This is a genomic window from Streptomyces sp. ISL-36, assembly GCF_018614205.1.
GTDB lineage: Bacteria > Actinomycetota > Actinomycetes > Streptomycetales > Streptomycetaceae > Streptomyces.
Window position 1 is genome coordinate 1 of sequence record NZ_JAGGOS010000004.1, and the last position, 21885, is coordinate 21885.

Genomic DNA, 21885 nt, shown 5'->3' on the forward strand with positions numbered 1-21885 from the left:
GCCCCGACCCCGGCCGCCCCGACCCCGGCCGCCCCGACCCCAGCCGCGTCGAACCCGCCCCCGGTTCCGGTCGCACCCACCCCGGCCCCGCCGACGCCCCCCACCGCCCCGGTCACCGCTCCACTCCCCTCGGGCAGGCCCTCGGTCACGTCCTCGCCGAGCCGCTGCGCGCGCTCACCGATCTGCCGTCCTTCGACACCTCGGCCATGGACGGCTGGGCCGTCGCGGGCCCCGGCCCCTGGGCGATCCGCGACGACGGAGCCGTGCTCGCCGGGCATGGCCCCGCCGCCGCGCTGGAGGACGGCACGGCGGTCCGGATCGCCACCGGCGCCCGCGTTCCGCCCGAGACCACCGCGGTCGTCCGCAGCGAGCACGCCCGTACCGACGCCGGCGGTCATCTGCACGCCCGGCGCGTGGTCGTGCCCGGTCAGGACATCCGTCCCCGGGGCCAGGAATGCCGCTCCGGGGACCAGTTGCTGCCCGCCGGAACCCCGGTGACACCGGCCGTCCTCGGCCTCGCCGCGGCCGCCGGCTACGACGAGCTGCCCACACTTCCCCGCCCGCGCGTGGAGATCCTGGTCCTCGGGGACGAGCTCCTGACGGCCGGACTCCCCCACGACGGACTGATCCGCGACGCGCTCGGCCCCATGCTCGGCCCCTGGCTGAACACGCTCGGCGCGGACGTACTCGCCACCCGCCGGATCGGCGACGACGCCGACGCCCTGCGCGCCGCCGTCACCGGCTCCCCGGCGGATCTGGTGATCACCACCGGGGGCACGGCCGCGGGACCCGTCGACCACGTCCACCCCGTCCTCGCCCAAGCGGGAGCCGAGCTGCTGGTCGACGGGGTGAAGGTCCGCCCCGGCCATCCGATGCTGCTCGCCCGCCTCGCAGGCGGCCGGTATCTGGTCGGCCTGCCCGGCAACCCGCTCGCCGCGATCTCCGGGCTGCTCACCCTGGCCGAGCCGCTGCTGCGCGCCCTGGCGGGAGCCCCCGCCCCCGCGCCGTACCGTGCGCCCGTACGGGACGAGGTGCACGGCCATCCCCACGACACCCGGCTGGTCCCGGTCGTCCACCGAGGTGATCAGGTCGTCCCCCTGCACTACAACGGTCCGGCGATGCTCCGCGGTATCGCCGCGGCGGACGGGATGGCCGTCGTCCCGCCCGGCGGCGCCCGGCCCGGTGATGTGCTGGAGATCCTCGACCTTCCCTGGCCCGTGTCGCCGGCCCAGGGCGCCGCTCAAGGAGCATGTTTCACGTGAAACTTCCCAGTCGTGACGTGATGGCCCGTCATGCGGACGAGAAGGTCTCCCCCTCCCGGGTGCGGCTTCCCCGCCAGGTCGTCGAACGGCCCCTGTGGCAGGTCGGCAAAAGGCTGTTGATGGCCCTGGGGGTGCTGGCCCTCACGACCGTCATCGTCTTCCTCGACCGCTCGGGCTATCACGACAACGCCGACGGCACCCTCGACTTCCTCGACTGCGCCTACTACGCGACGGTGACCCTCTCCACCACGGGGTACGGCGACATCGTCCCGCACAGCGACTCGGCGCGGCTCGTCAACATCCTGCTGGTCACGCCGTTGCGCGTGCTGTTCCTGATCATCCTGGTCGGCACCACTCTCGAGGTCCTCACCGAAAGGACCCGGGAGGAGTGGCGGCTGAACCGCTGGAGGTCCACCTTGCGTGACCACACCGTCATCGTCGGCTTCGGCACCAAGGGCCGCTCCGCGATCCAGACCCTCTGCGCGACGGGGCTGCGCAAGGAGCAGATCGTGATCGTCGACCCTTCGAGCAAGGTGATCGAGACGGCGAACGCCGACGGGTTCGTCGGGGTGGTCGGTGATGCGACGCGCAGTGACGTGCTGATCCGGGCCGAGGTGCAGAAGGCCCGTCAGATCGTCATCGCGACCCAGCGCGACGACACGGCCGTCCTGGTCACCCTGACCGCCCGGCAGCTCAACCGGGGCGCGAAGATCGTCGCTGCGGTCCGCGAGGAGGAGAACGCGCCGCTGCTGCGTCAGTCCGGGGCGGATGCCGTCATCACCAGCGCCAGTGCGGCCGGACGGCTGCTCGGACTCTCCGTGCTCAGCCCGAGTGCGGGCACGGTGATGGAGGACCTCATCCAGCAGGGCTCGGGGCTCGATCTGGTGGAACGGCCGGTGATAAAGGCCGAGGTGGGCAAGAGCGTGCGGGAGACCGACGATCTGGTGGTGAGCGTGCTGCGCGGGCACCGGCTCCTCAGCTACGACGATCCGGCCGCCAGCCCGCTGCAGTTGATGGACCGTGTGATCACGATCGTGCGCGCGGCGCCCGTCACCCCGCTGACGGCTCCGCCCGAGTAGCCTCGCCGCCATGCATGCGATCACGATTCCGGAACCCGGCGGACCCGAGGCCCTCGTCTGGGCCGAGGTGCCCGATCCCGTGCCCGCCGAGGGCGAGGTCCTCGTCGAGGTGGTGGCCAGCGCCGTCAACCGTGCCGATCTGCTCCAGCGGCAGGGCTTCTACGACCCGCCGCCCGGTACGTCCCCGTACCCCGGGCTCGAATGCTCGGGCCGGATCGCCGCGCTCGGCCCGGGGGTGTCCGGCTGGTCCGTCGGCGACGAGGTGTGCGCGCTGCTGGTGGGCGGCGGTTACGCGCAGAAGGTGGCCGTTCCCGTCGGCCAGGTGCTTCCCGTGCCGGACGGGGTGGACCTCGTCACGGCCGCGGCACTGCCGGAGGTGACCAGCACGGTCTGGTCGAACGTGTTCATGATCGCCCACCTCCGGCCGGGCGAGACGCTGCTGGTGCACGGCGGTGCGAGCGGCATCGGCACGATGGCGATCCAGCTCGCGAAGGCGGTCGGCGCCCGGGTCGCGGTCACCGCGGGCGGCCCCGAGAAGCTCGCGCGCTGCGCCGAACTGGGCGCGGACATTCTGATCGACTACCGCACGCAGGACTTCGTCGAGGAGCTGCACAAGGCGACCGACGGCGCGGGCGCGGACGTCATCCTCGACATCGTCGGCGCGAAGTATCTGGACCGCAATGTGAAGGCCCTCGCGGTCAACGGGCGTCTGGCGATCATCGGTATGCAGGGCGGCGTGAAGGGCGAGTTGAACCTCGGCGCGCTGCTCGCCAAGCGTGCCGCGATCACGGCGACCACCCTGCGCGCCCGCCCGCTGCAGGAGAAGACGGCCATTGTCGCCGCCGTACGCGAGCACGTCTGGCCGCTGATCGGCGCGGGCACGATCCGCCCGGTCGTCGACCGGACGGTGCCGATGCGGGACGCGGCCGAGGCGCACCGGGCGCTGGACTCCGGCAGTCACGTCGGCAAGGTCCTGCTGCTCGCGCCGCAGGACTGACCCGGACAACGAACGGAAGGGCCCGGCGCACTCACCCAAGCATGTGTGCCGGGCCCTTCCGTATCGGGAATCCCTACAGGTACGGGCCCGAGCGGACCGCGTGACCGGGCCCCTGGTCGTCGTCATCGTCGTGGGACGCCCCCGGCGGGAGCGCCCGGCGCATCTGTTCCAACTGGGCGCGGGCCGCCATCTGCTGGGCGAACAGCGCCGTCTGGATGCCGTGGAAGAGGCCCTCGAGCCAGCCGACCAACTGTGCCTGGGCGATGCGCAGTTCCGCCTCGGAGGGGATCGCCTCGTCCGTGAACGGCAGGGAGAGACGCTCCAGTTCCTCGACCAGCTCGGGCGCGAGCCCGTCCTCCAGCTCCTTCACGGAGCTGGCGTGGATGCCTTTGAGCCTGACCCGGCTGGCCTCGTCGAGAGGTGCCGCTCGTACTTCCTCCAGGAGCTGCTTGATCATGCTGCCGATGCGCATGACCTTCGCAGGCTGCTCGACCATTTCCGTCACCGGGACCTCGCGGGATTCGTCGTCACCCTGAGTGCCGCCGAGCGCCATTCCGTCCTGTCCCACGATGAGGACCTGGGGGCTCTCCTGCGACCGTTCATTCCTCGGCATCTCCATGCCGCCATTCTCTCGCACGCATGCCTCACCACACGGTGTGCCCCTGTACGAGGGTGATCCACCCTCGTACAGGGGCACGGAACAGCAACGACGTCGGAGCCGCGGCGTCAGAGCAACGGTGTGACAGCAACGACGTCGCCGTCGGACCGCCGGGGGTGCCGTCAGACGGCGGCGCGGCGGGCCAGGGCGCCGCGCGAGCGCGTCACCAGGGCGGCGAGCAGTGCGGCGCCGAGCGGTACGAGCACCAGGAGGGCGGCCAGCGTCTCCCAGGGGATGACGACGGGCACGTACGGCGGGGTGGGCATGCCCCAGCCCTCGTCCAGGCTCTGCTGGTAGAAGCGCAGCTGCTGGCGTTCCTCGGTGAGCCGGAGCCCGATCGCCGGCAGCACGCCGGCCGCCGACCCGAGGATCACCCCCATCGCGGCCACCACCCCGCACTGGAAGCCGCTGAGCGTGCGGCGGACCCGCGGCGGCGCTCCGACGGCGGCGAGCGTCTTGAGATCGGCCTCGGCATCCGCCTGCGCGAGGCCGGTGGCGATACCGGCGGCGCCGATGGTGACCAGACCGGCGAAGACGGTCAGGGCGAGGAGCACGATGCTGCTGTCCCCGACGAAACCCTCCTCCACATGGAGGTCGACCTCGCTGCCGAGCTTGGCGATCTCGCTGTCCAGCTTCTGCCGCTGCTCGGTGCTCGGCATGCGGTCGGTGGAGTAGAACGAGCCGAGCGGCACCGTGGAGAGACCGGCGGCCTTGGCCGCGGCCGGGGTGATGAGCGCCTGCATGCCGTACGACGTCGTGTCGCCGGGCGTCTGGTAGGCCGGGAGGGAGGTGATGGTCCCGGGGGCCGGCTTGCCCTCCTGCTCGGCCTTCTGGGCCTTCTCCATGTCGGTGATGACCTTGAGGGAGACCTTGCCGCTCCGGTCGACCTGCGTCTTGGCGAAGGAGACGATCTTGCCCTCGGCCAGGGCTTTCTCGGCGCCAGGGTCCTTGATGCCGAGGACCTTCAGGAGCTTCGCGTCGCCGACGAGCAGTCCGCCGTCCACGTAGATGCCGCCGCTGTCGTTCGTCTTGCAGCGCCAGTCCTCGGCGAGCTTGCGCCGCTCCTCCTTGGAGAACTTCTCCGAGGGGTCCTCGCCGTCGACGGACGGGCCCCACAGCGGGCACTCGTTGGCGGGGGGAATGACGATCTCGAAGCGGCCGCAGCCGGCGCCCTCACCGTAGGGGGAGCAGCTGGGCTTGCCGACCTGGATGCGGCTCACCTCGGCACGGGTGTCGACGGGAAGCAGACGCTGCACGGCCTCACGGACCGCGGAGGCGTCCCGGCCGCCCTCCTCCATGACGAGGGCGGAGACGGCGCCGTGCGGCAGGCGTGCCTGGTACTCGGCCTCCGCCTGGGCGTCGCTGCTCGCCGCGTACGTGGAGACGGCGACGGTTCCGGCGACCGCGGCGAGCACCGCGGCGACGGCGGGTGCCGTACGGCCCCGGTTGCGCACGGCGTCGCGCAGGGCGAGCCGGGGAGAGAGCGGCAGCCACCGGCCGGTGCGGCCGAAGAGCCCGACGAGGGCGGGGGTCATGGCGACCACGCCGAGCTCGGCGATGGCGCTGCCGCCCGCGACGATGACGAACTGGTCGGAGACCATCGACCCGTAGAGCGCGATCGCGCCGCCCAGGAGCAGGGCGCCGAGGCCGACCAGGGGCAGTACGCGACTGCTGCGGCGGACACCCCGACGGCCGGTGAGCGAGGCCAGGACGGTCTGCCGGGAGGAGGTGACGGCCGGGACGATCGCGGCCATCACTCCGGTCAGCACGGCGAGCAGGGCGATGCCCAGCAGTTCCAGCGGGCGGATGTCGAAGGCGCCGAACCGCTGTCCCAGGGCGTCTTCGAGGAGCGGCTGCAGGGCGAAGGTGAGGATCAGGGCGAGGACGGTGCCGGTGACGGCCGCGGCGACGCCGATGACGAGCCCGCCGCTCAGCACGATGGCGCGGATGTGGCGCCGGTCTCCGCCGTTGGCTCCGACGAGTCCCAGCTGGCGGCGCGAGCGGCGGGCGCCGACGGCGAACGCGGGCCCGGCAAGGAGGCAGATCTCCAGCATCGCGAGCCCGACGACGGTGCCGAGGGCGGCGAGTTCCGCGGCCTGGGCGCCCGCGCTGGTCCGGAAGTCGCCCCAGCCGTCCTTCTGGTAGAGCGGGACCTCGGAGTCGGCGGGCGGGTCCAGGAGGACGGCACGCGAGGTGACCACCACACCCTTGGTGTTGATCTTCTGGACGGTGTTCCACGTGAAACCACCGGGCGTCTTCACCAGATAGCTGGTGGAGGTCCCGGGCAGGCTCAGCCCGGCCTTCTCCAGGGCCTTCGCGTACGGGGCGAGGAAGGCGCCCGGCAGGGCGTTGACCTGGTTGGCCGTCAGATCGTCGGGGAGCTCGTAGGAGCCGACGATGCGGTACGTGCGGTCGTAGCCGCGGGCGGAGAGGGTGGAGCCGACTCCCAGACCGCTGCTCTCCAGGAAGCTCGTGGTGGCGGCGACCTCGTCCGCCTTCTCCGGGAAGCGGCCCTCCAGGAGGGTCATGATGCCCCGGGCGATCGGGTCGGCCGCCTTGAGCTCACGGACCTCGGTCTGGAGCAGCCCGTGGACGGTGGTGAGCTTGGCGTTTCCGGTGCTGTCGGTCAGGACGACGGCGCCGGCCGGGAAGGTCTTGGTGACATCGGTCGGACCGCTGGGCCAGATCTTGTCCCCGTAGTCCTCGGCGGGGGTGTGCATCTCGCCGTCGGGTGCCTGGAGGATCGGCACCCCGGCCACGGCGGCGTCGTCGAAGCGGGCGTCGGCGGCGCCGATCGTCCGGTCCAGCTTCTCCTCGGTGGAGAGCTCGGAGCTGCGCACGGTCAGGTCGGCGGCGCTGACGCCCAGGATGGGCAGGGCGATCATGGCGAGGACCAGGAAGCTGCGGCCCTTGTAGCGCCAGGCGTCACGGCGGGCGATGCGGATCGCGACGCGCCAGGAGTGGAACCAGTTGTTCACCGTTCGGCCGCCTGGCCGGACAGGAGCGAGTCGGCCTCGCTGCGGACGGTCTGGTCGACGACGGCGCCGTCCCGCAGGAAGACGACGCGGTCGGCCCAGGCGGCGAACCGCGGCTCGTGGGTGACCAGGACGCCCGCGGCGCCGGCGTCACAGCGGCTGCGCAGCAGGGCGAGGACGGACTCGCCGGTCTCGGAGTCCAGGGCCCCGGTGGGCTCGTCGGCCAGGACGAGGCGACGGTCGCCGACCAGGGCGCGGGCTATGGCCACCCGCTGCTGCTGGCCGCCGGACATCTCGTCGGGGAAGCGGTCGGCGAGGTGGCCGAGCTCCATCTCCTGGAGGGCGGCGAGGGCCTCGCCGCGTGCCTTGCGTGCGGAGGTGCCGTCCAGCTCTCGGGGAAGGGCGACGTTCTCGGCGGCGGTGAGCGCGGGGATCAGGTTGTAGTCCTGGAAGACGTACCCGATGCTGCGGCGGCGCAGGGCGGCGAGCGCCTTGCGGTCGGCGGTGGTGATGTCGGTGTTCTCGACGATGACCCGCCCGGAGGTGGGGGTGTCCAGGCCGCCCGCGATGGTGAGCAGGGTGGACTTGCCGGAGCCGGAGGGGCCCATGACGGCGACGAGTTCACCGGGGAACACGTCGAGGTCGATACCGCGCAGGGCGTGCACCTCGGTGGCGCCGGAGCCGTGGACGCGGGTCAGGTTCTGCAGTTGCAGCACGGGCTGCTGTGTGGACATGGAGGAGTCCCCCTAAGGCGTACGCCGACGAACGACCGGGTGACGGACGGCCGGGTACGGAGCGGTTGAAGAGGTGGTACGGGACATGGGGTGGGGTGCGGGACGTGCGGGCCCCGGGCCCCGGGGCGCGGAGCGTGGTGCCCGGGGCCGGGGCAGGGCCGCGGGGTCAGCGCAGCGGTGCCGGACGCACGTCCTGGGTGGGTGGGACGGCGGTTGCGGCCGGCCGGGTGTCGCCGGACGGGCCGGGCGTACCCCCGGCGCCGGGCGCCGTCGTCGAGAGCCGGATCAGCCGGGACTCGCAGTGGTCGAGCCAGCGGGCCTCGGCCTCGGTCTGGAAGATCAGCTGCTCCAGGACGAGCAGCCAGGCCACGTCGTCGCGTTCCCGGGACGGGCCGCTCTCGAGGGCGGTGATCGCCTGGGCCTTGAGCCGGGTGTAGTCCTGCATCGCCTTCACGGTGTGGTGGCGCTGCGACTGGATGACGGCGCGGATGTCGACGCCGGGCGCCCCGACGGCCATGGCGAGCTTGATGGCGAGCTCGTCACGGGCCGGGCTGGTGCGGTCGACGGGCTTCTCGAACCAGTTCCTGAGCTCCTCGCGACCGCTGTCGGTGATCGCGTAGAGCGCGTGGCCGGCTTCGTCCGCGCCGCCCTGCTCGACCATGCCGTCCCGTTCGAGACGGTTGAGGGTCGTGTAGACCTGGCCGACGTTGAGGGGCCACGTGGAGCCCGTGCGGGTCTCGAACTCCGTACGGAGCTGCGAGCCGTAGCGCGGACCGCGTTCGAGGAGGGCGAGAAGCCCGTGGCGGATCGACATACTCAGTATGTATACCGAGTATGTCGGCGCCGACAAGCGACCTCCGGGGGAACCTGTGGGTCCGTCTCAAGGGGGACGTGAGGCGCGTCCGGGGGACGGGGAGCGCTCAGCGGCGACGCAACCGGACCCCGAGAAAACCGATACCGAGCCCCACCATCGCGAGCCCCGCCCCCAGGGTCAGCACGGGAACCTGCCGGTCAGCGAGGGTGCCGGTGGCCTTGGTGGTGAGCCGGGGAGCGGCGGCGGGCGCGGTCGCGCCGGGCGGCTCGGAAGGCGAGGCCTCCGCCTCAGGTACCGCTTCGAGGGCCTCGCCCGGCGCCTCCGCCTCCCACGGGGGTGCGTCGGCTGTTGCTGTTTTGGTACGTGAGGGGCTGGGCGACTCCTCGGAGGCGCTGGGCTCCCCCGGCTCGCTCACCTCGTCCGCGGAGGGCCAGACCGGGCGGCCGGGGCGCTCGCGCCCCTCCCCGGCCGGGCGACCGGCCAGGGACCCGACAGGACCGGGGCCGGGGGTCTCGTCGGCCGGGGCGGAGGCGGCCACCGCACTCGTCGCCGAGGCCCATCCGGACGCCGCCGAGGAGCCGACCCCGCCGGACGCCGCCGAGGAACTGTCCGAGCCGGGCGAGGCCGAGGGCCCCGCTGATCCGGAGGGCCCCGCTGATCCGGAGGGGTGCCCGGAGGGGTGCCCTGATCCGGAGGGGCCGGCCGCCCCGGCCGGGCGGCTCGCCACGGGCGAGTGGGAGTCATGCGGACGGTGCGAGCCGTGCGGGCCGTACTGGCCGTGCGGTGACGGGCGCGCCGCCGTCGCCGGAGCCCTTCCCGGCGCCTTCCCTGACGTCTTCCCCGGGGCCGTCCCCGAGGCCTTCCCCGAGGCCTTCCCGGGGGCTTTCGGCGAAGCCTTCGTCAGGGGCGCCTTGGCCGAAGCCTTAGGGGAAGCCTGCGTCAGGGCCGCTTTGGCCGAAGCCTTTGGGGAAGCCTGCGTCAGGGGCGCCTCGGCCGAAGCCGTCGGCGAAGCTTTCGGGGAAGCGTTCGTCGTCGGCGCCTTGACCGGAGCCGTCCCCGAGGCCTTCCCAGGAGCCTCCGCCGAGACCGAAGGGTGCGGTGTCGGCCCTCTCTCGGCCCCGTCCGCCGCCGGTACGGCACCCATCACCAGCCAGCACGCGAACACCGGGCCGAGAGCCCCCGTCCGCGCGCAGCGGAGTCCTGGAGTCACCGGGACCGCCTCCCGTAGCGAGCCGCCGAGCTGTTGCAGCTCAGCGTCACATGCCGGGACATTTCAGGCATCCCGGACGGGAGGGGCGGGTGAGGGGGGGAGAGGGGAGAGCGGCCGACTACTGCGGCGGGTTGCCCGTCGAGACCTTGAGGGTGAACTCGGCGTTCTCCGTGGTCGCGTCCTCGCCCGCCGGCGGGTACTGCTCCAGGACGGTGCCCTCGCCGTACGTCGCCTCGTCCACCGGCGTCTGCGTCATGATCTTCCAGCCCGCGGCCTGGATGCAGGCCTTCACCGACTGGATGTTCTTGTACGTGAAGTTCGGGATCTCGAACTTCGCCGGGTCGTCGCTCGACTCCTTCGGCTCCGTGCACTTCTTCGGATCGATGGTCTTGGACAGGTCGGGACCCTTGTGGCCCGGCGCCGCCGTCTGGCTCTGGCTCGGGTCGTCACCGCCCGCATTGGTGTTCGGTTCCTCCTTGTTCAGGGAGATCGCCGTGACGACACCGATGGCGACCAGCGCCACGACGATCGCGCCCACGATCATCGGCATGTTCCGCCGGGATCCGCCGGAGCCACCGCTCGCGGGCGACGCCGGGGGCTGCGGCGACATCGTGTACGGCCCCGGAGCGGGCGTCTGGTACATCGGAGCCGGCGTGGGCGCCTGCTGCGGGTACCCGTAGGCGGGCGCGGGGGCCGGCGTGGCGGGACCGTACGGGCCCGGCTGGGGCGTCGGCGCCTGGTACGGCTGCTGGACACCGTGCGCCGAGGGCGGCGGGGTCTGACCGACCGGCGGGAAGACCGCCGAACCGACGCCGGAACCGCTGCTGACCGGACCGCCCGCCACGATCATCGGCGCGCCCGTCTGGCCCGCGGACAGGACCCGCAGGCACTCGTCCCGCATCGCCGCGGCGCTCGGGAAACGCTCGTTCGGGTTCTTCTTCAGCGCGCGGGCGACGAGCGCGTCCATGGCCGGGGTCACCGAGCGGTTGACGGAGGACGGAGCGACCGGCTCCTCCTGTACGTGGGCGTACGCGATGGCCAGCGGCGAGTCCGCGTCGAAGGGCAGACGGCCGGTGAGGAGCTGGAAGAGCATGATGCCGACCGAGTACAGGTCGGAGCGGGCGTCCACACCGCGGCCGAGGGCCTGCTCGGGGGAGAGGTACTGCGGGGTGCCGACGACCATGCCGGTCTGGGTCATCGAGGTGACACCGGACTGCATGGCGCGCGCGATGCCGAAGTCCATCACCTTGACCACACCGCGCTTGGTCATCATCACGTTGCCGGGCTTGATGTCCCGGTGGACCAGGCCCATTTCGTGGCTGGTCTCCAGCGCGGCCAGCACGTCGGCCGTCACCTTGAGCGCCTTGTCCGCGGGCATCGCGCCGAACTGCCGTACGTCGGAGGCCAGGACCGAGCCGAGCGGCTGGCCCTCGACGTACTCCATGACGATGTACGGCATGACGGCGCCGTCGAGGGTGTCCTCGCCGGTGTCGAAGACCGACACGATGTTGGTGTGCGACAGTTTCGCGACAGCCTGTGCCTCACGACGGAACCGCTCGCGGAACGACTGTTCCCGGCCGAGTTCCGTGTGCAGCGTCTTGATGGCGACCTGCCGGTCCAGGGCGCTGTCGTAGGCCAGGTAGACGGAGGCCATACCGCCCTCGCCGAGCAGGTCGCGAAGCTGGTACCGGCCGCCCGCGACCGAACCGCCCGCATAGCGGCCCTGTGCGCCGTCCTGGCTCATTCGTGCTTCCCCCTACGCGCGCGTGGCGGCGCTGATCCGAAATTTCCTGGCCAAGTCTGCCCCAGGGCACCGACACGTCAAGCCGGGTGCCCGTTCCGTGACCCTCCGCGCAAGAAGCGTCTCGGAAGCGTTACAGGAACGGGCGGAAATTTGCACCGGCGTACGCGGACGGGGTTGGATGGCCGGTCCATCTCGGACCGTGCTGTCGGACGAAGCCTGTAGCGTGACGGCGGTACGGGAAGACACGCGAGTACAGATGACGGCGAGGACTGATGGCACCCGAATCCGAGGCAGGCGGCGGTGTGTCGGGCGCTGCTGCGGAGTCCTGGGGCGTTGGCGGAGTGGTCGGTGACGGCCGCTACCGGCTGACCCACCGTCTGGGGCGCGGCGGCATGGCCGAGGTGTTCGCCGCCGAGGACGTGCGGCTCGGCCGCACGGTGGCCGTCAAGCTGCTCCGCTCCGACCTCGCCGAGGACCCGGTGTCCAAGGCCCGTTTCACACGTGAGGCGCAGTCGGTCGCCGGCCTCAACCACCATGCCATCGTGGCGGTGTACGACTCCGGCGAGGACGTCGTCGGAAGCCAGTCCGTCCCGTACATCGTGATGGAGCTGGTCGAGGGCCGCACCATCCGCGAACTGCTGATCAGCGCCGAGGCGCCGGGCCCCGAGCAGGCCCTGATCATCGTCTCGGGCGTCCTCGAAGCGCTCGCGTACTCCCACCAGCACGGCATCGTGCACCGTGACATCAAGCCCGCGAACGTCATCATCACGCACTCCGGCGCGGTGAAGGTCATGGACTTCGGCATCGCCCGCGCCCTGCACGGCGCGCAGTCGACGATGACGCAGACCGGCATGGTCATGGGCACGCCGCAGTACCTCTCCCCCGAGCAGGCCCTCGGCAAGGCCGTGGACCACCGCTCCGACCTGTACGCCACCGGCTGTCTGCTCTACGAACTCCTTGCGCTGCGGCCGCCGTTCACGGGTGAGACCCCGCTCTCGGTGGTCTACCAGCACGTGCAGGACGCGCCGATTCCGCCGTCGGACGTCGCCCAGGCGGCGCCTCCGGAGCTCGACGGTCTGGTGATGCGTTCGCTCGCGAAGGACCCGGACGACCGGTTCCAGAGCGCGGAGGAGATGCGCGGGCTGATCCAGTACGGCCTGCAGATGCTCCAGCAGCAGGGCGGGCACACCGGCACGTGGAGCACCGGCCCGGTGGAGGTCCACGAGGGCGGCCACACCCCCGTCGGCGGCGTCGCCGCGACGTCGGTGATGGGGCACCCGATGCACCACGAGACCGCGCAGCGCCCCATCCTGCCCCAGATGAACCCCGACGACGGTGGCTACGACGGCGGGCACGGCGGCTACGGCTCCCAGGGCGGCAAGGGTGGCAGTGGCAGCCGCGGCAAGCTGCTGCTGTTCGTGGCCCTCGCGCTGATCGCCATCATGGCGGGCGTGGTCTACGCCCTGGACAAGGCCGGCCAGAAGGGCGGCGGCACCGAGCAGAAGCCGCCGGTCGTCTCCGATTCCCCGTCGAAGACGGGGGACTCGCCGACGCCGTCGCAGACTCCCTCGCAGGAGACGCAGGAGCCGGACACTTCCACGGGCGGCAACCAGGAGACCCGGACACCGACGTACAGGCCCTCGTACACGCCGTCGTCCCCGAGCACCCCGTCGACGGATCCCTCGTCTCCCTCGACCGATCCGGCCGACGGCGGTACGGACACCGAGGGGACCACGGAGGGGACGACCGAGGGGACCACGGAGGGCAACACCTCCGAGGGGTCCACGCAGGGCACCACCCAGGGGTCCACGGAGGGCAGCACGAACACCGGGACGACGACCGGTAACACGAACGCGGGTACGACGACGGGCAGCACCAACACGGGTACGACCACGGGTGTCACCGACGGCGGCACCGGCGGCTGACACCGCCGCCGCCGCCGGCGCCGACGGCCGGCGGCATCGCCCTGCTCACCCCGCGAACGCGTCCCGTACCGCCTCGTACTCGCGCGTCCACCACACCGCCAGGGCTGACGCCGCGGGGAACTGCGGGTCGGCCCTTCGGTCGTGGAGCTGATAGCGCCAGCGCAGTATCCAGAAGTCGTTGAGCCGCTCCCACCACACCCGGTGCACCGCGGCCGCCAGCTCGGCCCCGTCCGCCCCGGCCGCCCGCCGGTAGGCCCGCGCGTAGGCCCGTACCTTCCCCAGCGCCAGCTCGCCCGCCGGCCGTACGAAGAAGATGGCGGCGGCCCTGACCGTCTCCTCGGCCCGGGGCTGGACGCCGAGGCGGTCCCAGTCGAGGATCGCGGCCGGCTCCGCGCCCCGGTAGAGCAGGTTCAGTGGGTGGAAGTCGCCGTGCACCCAGCCGGCCGCGGCGGCGGGCGGCGGACGGCGGTGGGCGTGTTCGGCGAGGAGTCCCCGGCGTTCGAGCAGCCGGTGCTCGGCGAGCTCGTCGAAGCAGGTGCGGGGGCGGCCGGCGCGGACCAGGCGGAGGAGTTCGTCGATGACCCGGAAGGTGTCCTCGGGGCGGGCGCTCTCGTACTCCTCGCCGGGCGGCGCGCACTCCATGACCTGCTCCAGGCAGGTGTGGACGTGTCCGAGGAGGGTGCCCAGACGCCGGGAGCCTCCGGTGGAGAGCTGGGCGCCGTCGCGGTGGCTGCCGTCGACCCAGGGATGCAGGGCGTAGCAGCGTCCGCCGATGACGGCGACCGTACGGCCGGTGACGTCGGCGATCGGGGGCGCGACGGGCAGGCCGAGGGCGTGCAGGCGGTGCGTGGCGCGGTGCTGGCGGCTGATGGTGTCCCGGTCGGCGGTCGGGGCGTCGAGGTGCTGCTTGAGGAAGTAGGCGCCACGGGTGGTGGCGAGGCGGTAGCCGCGGTTGAGGAGGCCCTGGCTGACGGGTTCGCAGGAGAGCGGCTCGCCGGCGTCTCGGTAGCGGCGCAGCAGAGCACCGACGGGAGGGGCGAGCGTTTCAGATGAGCGCGGCACTCCCCAAATGTTAGATCACGCTACGTGGTGGAAATGTCGCTCCCCGGAAGGGGTCGAGGGCGGCTCGGTGGTGGGATCGAGCGTGTGCACGGTCACGAACTGCGGCTCGACGCGCATGTACACCGGGTCGAAGGGCTCGCCGTCCACCATCTCGGGCGCGGGGCCGAATGCGGCCCTCTGTGCCTCGGTCGGTTCGACGACCTCGGCGGTGCCGGTGAACTGCACGGACCATAGGGTGGCGGCGCCGGAGTTGAGGTTGTCCGCGCCGTAGGCGACCACGCCGCCGGCGCAGGCCCGGTGGTAGCCGAGTCCCCGGTGCATCAGGAGCAGGACGCGGCCGTCGTCCACGATGTGCCGGGCGGGTGCGACGAAGGGCATCGCCCGCATGATCGTCGCCACCCGGCCGTAGGACACACGGGTCAGCAGCTCGATGGCGCGGATCTCCTCGGTGGACATGGCTTCCACTCTCCGCCACCGGCGCCGGGCCGGAGAAGGGGCCCCCTGTCCCGGCCGGCCGGGACGAAGGTCCCGAATCGGGCCCGTTCTTCCACAGCCGGCCCGGACCCGAATCGGGCCCGCCGGCCCGGACCCGAATCGGGCCCGCCGGCCCGGACCCGAATCGGGCCCGCCGGTCAGGGCCGGGAAGGGTCAGTGGCGCTCGGCCTGCATCCGGGCCACGTAGGCCGCGGCCTGGGACCGCCGCTCCATGCCCAGCTTCGACAGCAGACTGGAGACGTAGTTCTTGATGGTCTTCTCCGCGAGGTGGAGCCGCTCACCGATGACCCGGTTGGTCAGGCCCTCGCCGATCAGATCCAGAATCTTGCGTTCCTGATCCGTCAGATTGGCGAGCTTGTCGTCACCCTTCGGGGTGTTCCCGTCCCGCAGCCGCTCCAGGACGCGCGCGGTGGCGACCGGGTCGAGCAGGGACTTGCCGGCCGCCACGTCGCGCACCGCCGACAGGAGCTCGTTGCCCCGGATGGCCTTGAGGACATAGCCGGAGGCCCCGGCCATGATCGCGTCGAAGAGCGCCTCGTCGTCGGCGTAGGAGGTGAGCATCAGGCATTTGACCTGGTCGTTCTGTGAACGCACCTCGCGGCAGACCTCGACCCCGCTGCCGTCGGGCAGCCGGACGTCGAGCACGGCCACGTCGGGGCGGGTCGCGGGGATCCTGGCCAGGGCGTCCGCGGCCGTACCGGCCTCGCCGACCACCTCGATGTCGTCCTCCACGGAGAGCAACTCGTGGACGCCGCGCCGGACCACTTCATGGTCGTCCAACAGAAATACCCGGATTTTTCCCTCTTCGCGCACGGGGTCAGTCTCACATATTGGCTCTTCCCGTGCCCGGGTGTGCCGGGATAACGTGCCCGTGTTCCGGCGGCCTCAAGGCCGTTGCACCGCGCTGACCAGCTGTGTTTCCGCATTTCTCGATTTACTTGGAAATCCAAGCAAAATCGCAGGTCAAATGGGGTTTCGCAGGAATGCGGCGCACTGGGTAACGTGCCTATGACAGGGCGCTCGCCGGGGCACCTGTCACGCCCGACCCCGGCCGAGTCGCACCCACCCCGTGCGCGGGCCGAAAGGGCGAGCCTCCCCTTACCTGCGGTAGGGGGACCCCAGGCCCACCCGGCGAACCCGGGGGCCGGACCGACGGAGGAGCACGCACGTGACCGTGGAAAGCACTGCCGCGCGCAAGACGACGCGACGCAGCAGCGGCACCAAGCGCACTGCCAGCGCGGGCGCCAAGAAGGGGCAGGGCGCCGAGCCCGAGCTCGTTCAGTTGCTGACGCCCGAAGGGGAGCGCGTCTCGCACCCCGAGTACGACATCGATCTGAGCGCCGACGAGCTGCGCGGCCTGTACCGGGACATGGTCCTCACCCGCCGCTTCGACGCCGAGGCCACCGCTCTGCAGCGCCAGGGCGAGCTGGGACTGTGGGCGTCGCTGCTCGGCCAGGAGGCCGCGCAGATCGGCTCCGGCCGCGCGCTGCGCGACGACGACTACGTCTTCCCGACCTACCGGGAGCACGGCGTCGCCTGGTGCCGCGGGGTCGACCCGACCAATCTGCTGGGCATGTTCCGTGGGGTGAACCACGGTGGCTGGGACCCCAACACCAACAATTTCCACCTGTACACGATCGTCATCGGTTCGCAGACCCTGCACGCCACCGGCTACGCCATGGGCGTCGCCAAGGACGGCGCGGACTCGGCCGTGATCGCGTACTTCGGCGACGGCGCGTCCAGCCAGGGCGATGTCGCCGAGTCGTTCACCTTCTCCGCGGTCTACAACGCCCCGGTCGTGTTCTTCTGCCAGAACAACCAGTGGGCGATCTCCGAGCCGACCGAGAGGCAGACCCGCGTCCCGCTCTACCAGCGCGCGCAGGGTTACGGCTTCCCGGGCGTACGGGTCGACGGCAACGACGTCCTCGCCTGCCTGGCGGTGACCCGGTCCGCGCTGGAGCGTGCCCGCCGCGGCGAGGGCCCCACGCTGGTCGAGGCCTTCACCTACCGCATGGGCGCTCACACCACCTCCGACGACCCGACCAAGTACCGCGCCGACGAGGAGCGCGAGGCCTGGGAGGCGAAGGACCCGATCCTGCGCCTCAAGGCGTACCTGGAGAAGGCGGGCCACGCCGACGCCGCCTTCTTCGAGGAGCTGGAGACGGAGAGCGAGACGCTCGGCAAGCGCGTCCGTGAGGCCGTCCGTGCCATGCCCGACCCGGACCACATGGCGATCTTCGAGAATGTCTACGCCGACGGGCACGCGCTCGTCGACGAGGAGCGCGCACAGTTCGCCGCCTACCAGGCGTCGTTCGCGGACTCCGGCGCTGAGGGCGAGGTCAAGTAACCATGGCTGTACAGAAGCTTCCGCTCGCCAAGGCGCTCAACGAGTCGCTCCGCAAGGCCCTGGAGACCGACCCCAAGGTCCTCATCATGGGCGAGGACGTCGGAAAGCTCGGCGGCGTCTTCCGGGTCACCGACGGGCTGCAGAAGGACTTCGGCGAGGACCGGGTCATCGACACCCCGCTCGCCGAGTCCGGCATCGTCGGCACCGCGATCGGCCTGGCCCTGCGCGGCTACCGGCCCGTCGTCGAGATCCAGTTCGACGGGTTCGTCTTCCCCGCGTACGACCAGATCGTCACGCAGCTCGCCAAGATGCACGCCCGTGCGCTCGGCAAGATCAAGATGCCGGTCGTCGTCCGTATCCCGTACGGCGGCGGCATCGGCGCGGTCGAGCACCACTCCGAGTCCCCCGAGGCGCTCTTCGCGCACGTCGCGGGCCTCAAGGTCGTCTCGCCGTCGAACTCGAGCGACGCCTACTGGATGCTCCAGCAGGCCATCCAGAGCGACGACCCGGTCATCTTCTTCGAGCCCAAGCGCCGGTACTGGGACAAGGGCGAGGTCGACACCGAGGCCATCCCGGGCGAGCTGCACAAGGCGCGGGTGGCCCGTCAGGGCACGGACCTCACCCTCGCCGCGTACGGCCCGATGGTGAAGGTCTGCCTGGAGGCCGCCGCGGCCGCCCAGGAGGAGGGCAAGTCGGTGGAGGTCCTGGACCTGCGCTCGATGTCCCCGATCGACTTCGACGCGATCCAGACCTCGGTCGAGAAGACCCGCCGCCTGGTCGTGGTGCACGAGGCGCCGGTGTTCTACGGCTCCGGTGCGGAGATCGCCGCCCGGATCACCGAGCGCTGCTTCTACCACCTGGAGGCCCCCGTCCTGCGGGTCGGCGGCTACCACGCGCCGTACCCGCCGGCGCGCCTGGAGGAGGAGTACCTGCCGGGCCTGGACCGCGTGCTCGACGCCGTCGACCGCTCGCTGGCGTACTGAGGAGAGCATCGTGACGATCCGCGAATTCAAGATGCCCGATGTGGGCGAGGGCCTCACCGAGGCCGAGATCCTCAAGTGGTACGTCCAGCCCGGTGACACCGTCGCCGACGGCCAGGTCGTCTGCGAGGTCGAGACGGCCAAGGCCGCCGTCGAGCTGCCGAGCCCCTTCGACGGCGTGGTCCACGAGCTGCGCTTCCCCGAGGGCACGACGGTCGACGTCGGCGAGGTGATCATCTCGGTGAACGTCGGCGGCGGTACGGCGGAGGCCGAAGCCCCGGTCCAGGCCCCGGTCGAAACCCCGGCCGAGGCGCCGGAGGCCGAGGAGGCGGAGGCCGAGCCCCAGGGCCGTCAGCCGGTCCTCGTCGGCTACGGCGTGGCCGCGACCTCGACCAAGCGCCGTGCCCGCAAGACCGATACGGCCGCCCCGGCCGCCGCCGCTCCCGTCTCCGTTCCGGAGCAGCTCAACGGGCACGGGCCGGCAGCCGCCCGGCCGCTGGCCAAGCCGCCGGTGCGCAAGCTCGCCAAGGACCTCGGGGTCGACCTGGCGACGGTCACCCCGACCGGCCCGGACGGGATCATCACCCGCGAGGACGTCCACGCGGCGGCCGCCCCGGCGCCCGCTGTCGAGGCGCCCACCCCGGTGCGGGCCCCCGAGCCCGCGGCCGTCCCGGCGGCGGCGCCCGCCGTGGCGTCGGACGCGCGGGAGACCCGTGTCCCCATCAAGGGCGTACGCAAGGCCACGGCGGCGGCGATGGTCGGCTCGGCCTTCACCGCGCCGCACGTCACCGAGTTCGTCACCTTCGACATCACGCGCACGATGAAGCTGGTCGAGGAGCTCAAGTCCGACAAGGACATGGCGGGCCTGCGGGTCAACCCGCTGCTCCTCATCGCCAAGGCCGTCCTGGTCGCCGTCAAGCGCAACCCGGAGATCAACGCGGCCTGGGACGAGGCGAACCAGGAGATCGTGCTCAAGCACTACGTCAACCTGGGCATCGCCGCGGCCACTCCGCGCGGTCTGATCGTGCCGAACATCAAGGACGCGCACGCCCAGACGCTGCCTGAGCTGTCGCGGTCCCTGAGCGAGCTGGTCGCCACCGCCCGCGAGGGCAAGACGACCCCGGCGGCGATGCAGGGCGGCACCTTCACCATCACCAACGTCGGCGTCTTCGGCGTCGACACCGGTACGCCCATCCTCAACCCGGGCGAGTCCGCGATCCTCGCGGTCGGAGCGATCAAGCTCCAGCCGTGGGTCCACAAGGGCAAGGTGAAGCCGCGTCAGGTCACGACACTGGCGCTCTCCTTCGACCACCGTCTGGTCGACGGTGAGCTCGGCTCGAAGTTCCTGGCGGACGTCGCCGCGATCCTGGAGCAGCCGAAGCGGTTGATCACCTGGGCGTGATGCGTCAAGGGTGTCGTTTCACGTGAAACGCCCCGTGGAGGAGGGGCCCGGACGCCGGTGGGCGGCGTCCGGGCCCCTCCCTCTTCCGGCCGAGCTGACCCGCCTCTCCGCTCCGTGGGTCGAAGGGCCCGTGACGCCCGGCCGGGGGTTTCCCCTCGTGCGGGCGTCACGTCGCACCGGGGCCGGGCCTCTCGTCCGTATCGCGGACACGACTGTCTGTTGCACCCCTGTTGTATCTAAGCTGTGCGCATGGCATCCGCACCTCCAGCAGCCGACCGCGTCTACATGCACGTCAAGCAGGCGGTCCTGGACCGCCGGTACGAGGGAGGGACGCTGCTCACCGAGGGCGAACTCGCCCTGGCCGTCGGAGTCTCCCGGACGCCCGTGCGGGAGGCGCTGCTCAAGCTGGAGATGGAAGGGCTGCTCAAGCTCTACCCGAAGAAGGGCGCCCTCGTCCTCGCCGTCTCCGCGCAGGAGATCGCCGATGTCGTCGAGACGCGGCTGCTCGTCGAGGAGTTCGCCGTCCGCCGCGCCGTGCCCGCATCCCCCACACTGATCGCCCGGCTCGAAGAGCTCCTGGAGGAGCAGAAGCAGCGGGCCGAGGCCGGGGACCTGGCCGAGGTCGCCGTCACCGACCGCTGCTTCCACGCCGAGATCGTCAAGCACGCCGGGAACCAGATCCTCGCCCGCCTCTACGACCAGCTGCGCGACCGTCAGCTGCGGATGGGCGTCGCCGTGATGCAGTCCCAGCCGGACCGCATCGCCAAGAACATCGCCGAACACGCCGAGATCCTGGAGCGGATCCGGGAGGGCGACGTCGAGGGCGCGGCCGCCTGCGTCAGGCTCCACCTGAGCTGGGTCAAGGTCCTGGTCCGGGGTGAGGCACGGTGAGCGGAAGGGGATTCGGATCCGCCGTCACCCTGCCCGGTGACCCTCCCGGCGGCCGGCGCGCCGCCCTCGTCTGGGGCGTCGGCGTCGCGGTCTACTTCGTCGCCGTCATCTTCCGTACGTCGTTGGGCGTCGCCGGCCTCGACGCCGCCGACCGCTTCGACGTCAACGCCTCCGCCCTCTCCACCTTCTCCATCCTCCAGCTGCTCGTCTACGCCGGCATGCAGATACCCGTCGGCCTGATGGTCGACCGGCTCGGCACCAAGAAGGTGCTGACCCTGGGGGTCGTTCTCTTCACCGTCGGGCAGCTGGGCTTCGCGCTCTCCCCCTCGTACGGCATGGCGCTCGCCTCCCGCGCGCTGCTCGGCTGCGGCGACGCGATGACCTTCATCAGCGTGCTGCGGCTGGGCTCCCGCTGGTTCCCCGCCCGGCGCGGGCCCCTCATCGGCCAGGTCGCCGCCCTCTTCGGCATGGCCGGCAACCTCGTCTCGACCCTCTTCATCGCCCGGGCGCTGCACGGCATGGGCTGGACGGCGACCTTCGTCGGCAGCTCGGCCGCGGGCGTGGTGGTGCTCGTCCTGCTGCTGCTCTTCCTCAAGGACCACCCCGACGGGCACGAGCCCGCGCCCGCGCCGCACGCCGGTGCCGCGTTCGTCCGGCGGCAGATCGCCGAGTCCTGGCGGGAGCCCGGCACCCGGCTCGGCATGTGGGTCCACTTCACCACCCAGTTCCCCGCGATGGTCTTCCTGCTCCTGTGGGGGATGCCGTTCCTGGTCGAGGCCCAGGGCCTCTCCCGGGGAGTCGCCGGTGAGCTGCTGACGCTCGTGGTGCTCTCCAACATGGTCGTCGGCCTCGCCTACGGGCAGATCATCGCCCGACACCATGCGGCGCGCGCCCCGCTGGCCCTCGGCACCGTCGCGGCGACCGCCCTCCTGTGGGGAACCACCGTCGCCTACCCCGCGGACCGGGCCCCGATGTGGCTGCTGATCACACTCTGCGCGGTCCTCGGCGCCTGCGGCCCCGCCTCGATGATCGGCTTCGACTTCGCCCGCCCGGCCAACCCGCCGGAACGTCAGGGAACGGCGTCGGGAATCGTCAACATGGGCGGTTTCGTGGCCTCGATGACGACCCTGCTCGCGGTCGGCGTCCTCCTCGACGCCACCGGTGACAACTACCGGATCGCCTTCTCCTCCGTCTTCGTCCTGGAGGCGCTGGGCATCGTGCAGATCCTGCGCCTCAAGGCCCGCACCGCCAAGCGCGAGCGGGAACGACTGGTCGCCAGCCGGGTCGAGGCCGTGCACGTACCGGTGTAG

18 protein-coding genes are annotated in these 21885 nt (G+C 71.7%); 9 read left to right on the forward strand and 9 right to left on the reverse strand.

Annotation, left to right across the window (positions count from 1 at the left end; genetic code table 11):
- The 3 genes from J7E93_RS00665 to J7E93_RS00675 all read left to right on the forward strand — a co-directional run.
- The coding region (locus J7E93_RS00665) for a molybdopterin molybdotransferase MoeA (protein ID WP_215065091.1) at nt 1–1262 on the forward strand (1262 nt) is incomplete at its 5' end.
- Nucleotides 1250–2341 (forward strand): TrkA family potassium uptake protein, encoded by a 1092-nt coding sequence (locus J7E93_RS00670; protein WP_215065092.1) that lies wholly within the window; start codon nt 1250–1252, stop codon nt 2339–2341. The genes J7E93_RS00665 and J7E93_RS00670, both read left to right, overlap by 13 nt.
- A 10-nt stretch (nt 2342–2351) precedes the next feature.
- Nucleotides 2352–3338 carry an NAD(P)H-quinone oxidoreductase gene (locus J7E93_RS00675; RefSeq protein ID WP_215065094.1) on the forward strand — a complete coding sequence of 329 codons (987 nt, stop codon included), beginning with the start codon at nt 2352–2354 and terminating at the stop codon, nt 3336–3338.
- A gap of 73 nt (nt 3339–3411) precedes the next feature.
- On the opposite strand, the gene J7E93_RS00680 is transcribed toward J7E93_RS00675, so the two are convergent.
- The 6 genes from J7E93_RS00680 to J7E93_RS00705 all read right to left on the reverse strand — a co-directional run bounded on the left by J7E93_RS00680 (nt 3412) and on the right by J7E93_RS00705 (nt 11473).
- Nucleotides 3412–3957, reverse strand: a complete 546-nt coding sequence (locus J7E93_RS00680; RefSeq protein WP_215065096.1) for a bacterial proteasome activator family protein — start codon at nt 3955–3957, stop codon at nt 3412–3414.
- 161 nt (nt 3958–4118) lie between these two features.
- Nucleotides 4119–6974: an FtsX-like permease family protein gene (locus J7E93_RS00685; RefSeq protein ID WP_215065098.1), complete on the reverse strand. Its 2856-nt coding sequence runs from the start codon at nt 6972–6974 to the stop codon at nt 4119–4121.
- Nucleotides 6971–7705: an ABC transporter ATP-binding protein gene (locus J7E93_RS00690; RefSeq protein WP_215065100.1), complete on the reverse strand. Its 735-nt coding sequence runs from the start codon at nt 7703–7705 to the stop codon at nt 6971–6973. Before J7E93_RS00690 ends, J7E93_RS00685 begins: the two co-directional genes overlap by 4 nt.
- Nucleotides 7706–7871: 166 nt before the next feature.
- Nucleotides 7872–8519 (reverse strand): PadR family transcriptional regulator, encoded by a 648-nt coding sequence (locus J7E93_RS00695; RefSeq protein ID WP_251065839.1) that lies wholly within the window; start codon nt 8517–8519, stop codon nt 7872–7874.
- A gap of 106 nt (nt 8520–8625) precedes the next feature.
- A complete protein-coding gene (locus J7E93_RS00700) occupies nt 8626–9057 on the reverse strand; it encodes a hypothetical protein (protein WP_215065102.1) in 432 nt (143 codons plus the stop codon).
- A gap of 790 nt (nt 9058–9847) precedes the next feature.
- On the reverse strand, nt 9848–11473 hold the full coding sequence (locus J7E93_RS00705; protein WP_215065104.1) for a protein kinase: 1626 nt from the start codon (nt 11471–11473) through the stop codon (nt 9848–9850).
- Between the two features lie 272 nt (nt 11474–11745).
- Between J7E93_RS00705 and J7E93_RS00710 the strand changes: the two genes are divergently transcribed.
- A complete protein-coding gene (locus tag J7E93_RS00710) occupies nt 11746–13398 on the forward strand; it encodes a protein kinase (protein ID WP_215065106.1) in 1653 nt (550 codons plus the stop codon).
- 45 nt (nt 13399–13443) lie between these two features.
- Here the strand turns inward: J7E93_RS00710 and J7E93_RS00715 are convergent, their stop codons facing one another.
- The 3 genes from J7E93_RS00715 to J7E93_RS00725 all read right to left on the reverse strand — a co-directional run bounded on the left by J7E93_RS00715 (nt 13444) and on the right by J7E93_RS00725 (nt 15768).
- A complete protein-coding gene (locus tag J7E93_RS00715) occupies nt 13444–14460 on the reverse strand; it encodes a phosphotransferase (protein ID WP_215065108.1) in 1017 nt (338 codons plus the stop codon).
- Nucleotides 14461–14475: 15 nt separating this feature from the next.
- On the reverse strand, nt 14476–14916 hold the full coding sequence (locus tag J7E93_RS00720) for a pyridoxamine 5'-phosphate oxidase family protein (RefSeq protein WP_215065110.1): 441 nt from the start codon (nt 14914–14916) through the stop codon (nt 14476–14478).
- 192 nt (nt 14917–15108) lie between these two features.
- Nucleotides 15109–15768, reverse strand: a complete 660-nt coding sequence (locus J7E93_RS00725) for a response regulator transcription factor (protein ID WP_215065112.1) — start codon at nt 15766–15768, stop codon at nt 15109–15111.
- Nucleotides 15769–16123: 355 nt separating this feature from the next.
- Here J7E93_RS00725 and pdhA point away from each other — a divergent pair, with 355 nt between their 5' ends.
- The 5 genes from pdhA (at nt 16124) to J7E93_RS00750 (ending at nt 21885) form a co-directional block, all read left to right on the forward strand.
- Entirely contained in the window at nt 16124–17302 is a 1179-nt protein-coding gene (gene pdhA / locus J7E93_RS00730) for a pyruvate dehydrogenase (acetyl-transferring) E1 component subunit alpha (protein WP_215065114.1), read from the forward strand.
- Between the two features lie 2 nt (nt 17303–17304).
- Nucleotides 17305–18285 (forward strand): alpha-ketoacid dehydrogenase subunit beta, encoded by a 981-nt coding sequence (locus tag J7E93_RS00735; RefSeq protein WP_215065116.1) that lies wholly within the window; start codon nt 17305–17307, stop codon nt 18283–18285.
- Between the two features lie 31 nt (nt 18286–18316).
- Nucleotides 18317–19684: a dihydrolipoamide acetyltransferase family protein gene (locus J7E93_RS00740; protein ID WP_215065135.1), complete on the forward strand. Its 1368-nt coding sequence runs from the start codon at nt 18317–18319 to the stop codon at nt 19682–19684.
- Between the two features lie 249 nt (nt 19685–19933).
- Complete coding sequence (locus J7E93_RS00745) at nt 19934–20575, forward strand: GntR family transcriptional regulator (RefSeq protein WP_215065118.1); 642 nt, start codon at nt 19934–19936, stop codon at nt 20573–20575.
- The gene (locus tag J7E93_RS00750; protein WP_215065120.1) at nt 20572–21885 is read left to right on the forward strand and encodes a nitrate/nitrite transporter; all 1314 of its coding nucleotides are present in this window, start codon (nt 20572–20574) and stop codon (nt 21883–21885) included. The genes J7E93_RS00745 and J7E93_RS00750 overlap by 4 nt, the downstream gene beginning before the upstream one ends.

Coding starts and splice junctions, on each gene's coding strand:
- J7E93_RS00670 (WP_215065092.1), top strand. CDS start 1,250: ATGTTTCACGTGAAACTTCCCAGTCGTGACGTGATGGCCCGTCATGCG.
- J7E93_RS00675 (WP_215065094.1), top strand. CDS start 2,352: ATGCATGCGATCACGATTCCGGAACCCGGCGGACCCGAGGCCCTCGTC.
- J7E93_RS00680 (WP_215065096.1), bottom strand. CDS start 3,957: ATGGAGATGCCGAGGAATGAACGGTCGCAGGAGAGCCCCCAGGTCCTC.
- J7E93_RS00690 (WP_215065100.1), bottom strand. CDS start 7,705: ATGTCCACACAGCAGCCCGTGCTGCAACTGCAGAACCTGACCCGCGTC.
- J7E93_RS00695 (WP_251065839.1), bottom strand. CDS start 8,519: ATGTCGATCCGCCACGGGCTTCTCGCCCTCCTCGAACGCGGTCCGCGC.
- J7E93_RS00705 (WP_215065104.1), bottom strand. CDS start 11,473: ATGAGCCAGGACGGCGCACAGGGCCGCTATGCGGGCGGTTCGGTCGCG.
- J7E93_RS00710 (WP_215065106.1), top strand. CDS start 11,746: ATGGCACCCGAATCCGAGGCAGGCGGCGGTGTGTCGGGCGCTGCTGCG.
- J7E93_RS00720 (WP_215065110.1), bottom strand. CDS start 14,916: ATGTCCACCGAGGAGATCCGCGCCATCGAGCTGCTGACCCGTGTGTCC.
- J7E93_RS00735 (WP_215065116.1), top strand. CDS start 17,305: ATGGCTGTACAGAAGCTTCCGCTCGCCAAGGCGCTCAACGAGTCGCTC.
- J7E93_RS00740 (WP_215065135.1), top strand. CDS start 18,317: ATGCCCGATGTGGGCGAGGGCCTCACCGAGGCCGAGATCCTCAAGTGG.
- J7E93_RS00745 (WP_215065118.1), top strand. CDS start 19,934: ATGGCATCCGCACCTCCAGCAGCCGACCGCGTCTACATGCACGTCAAG.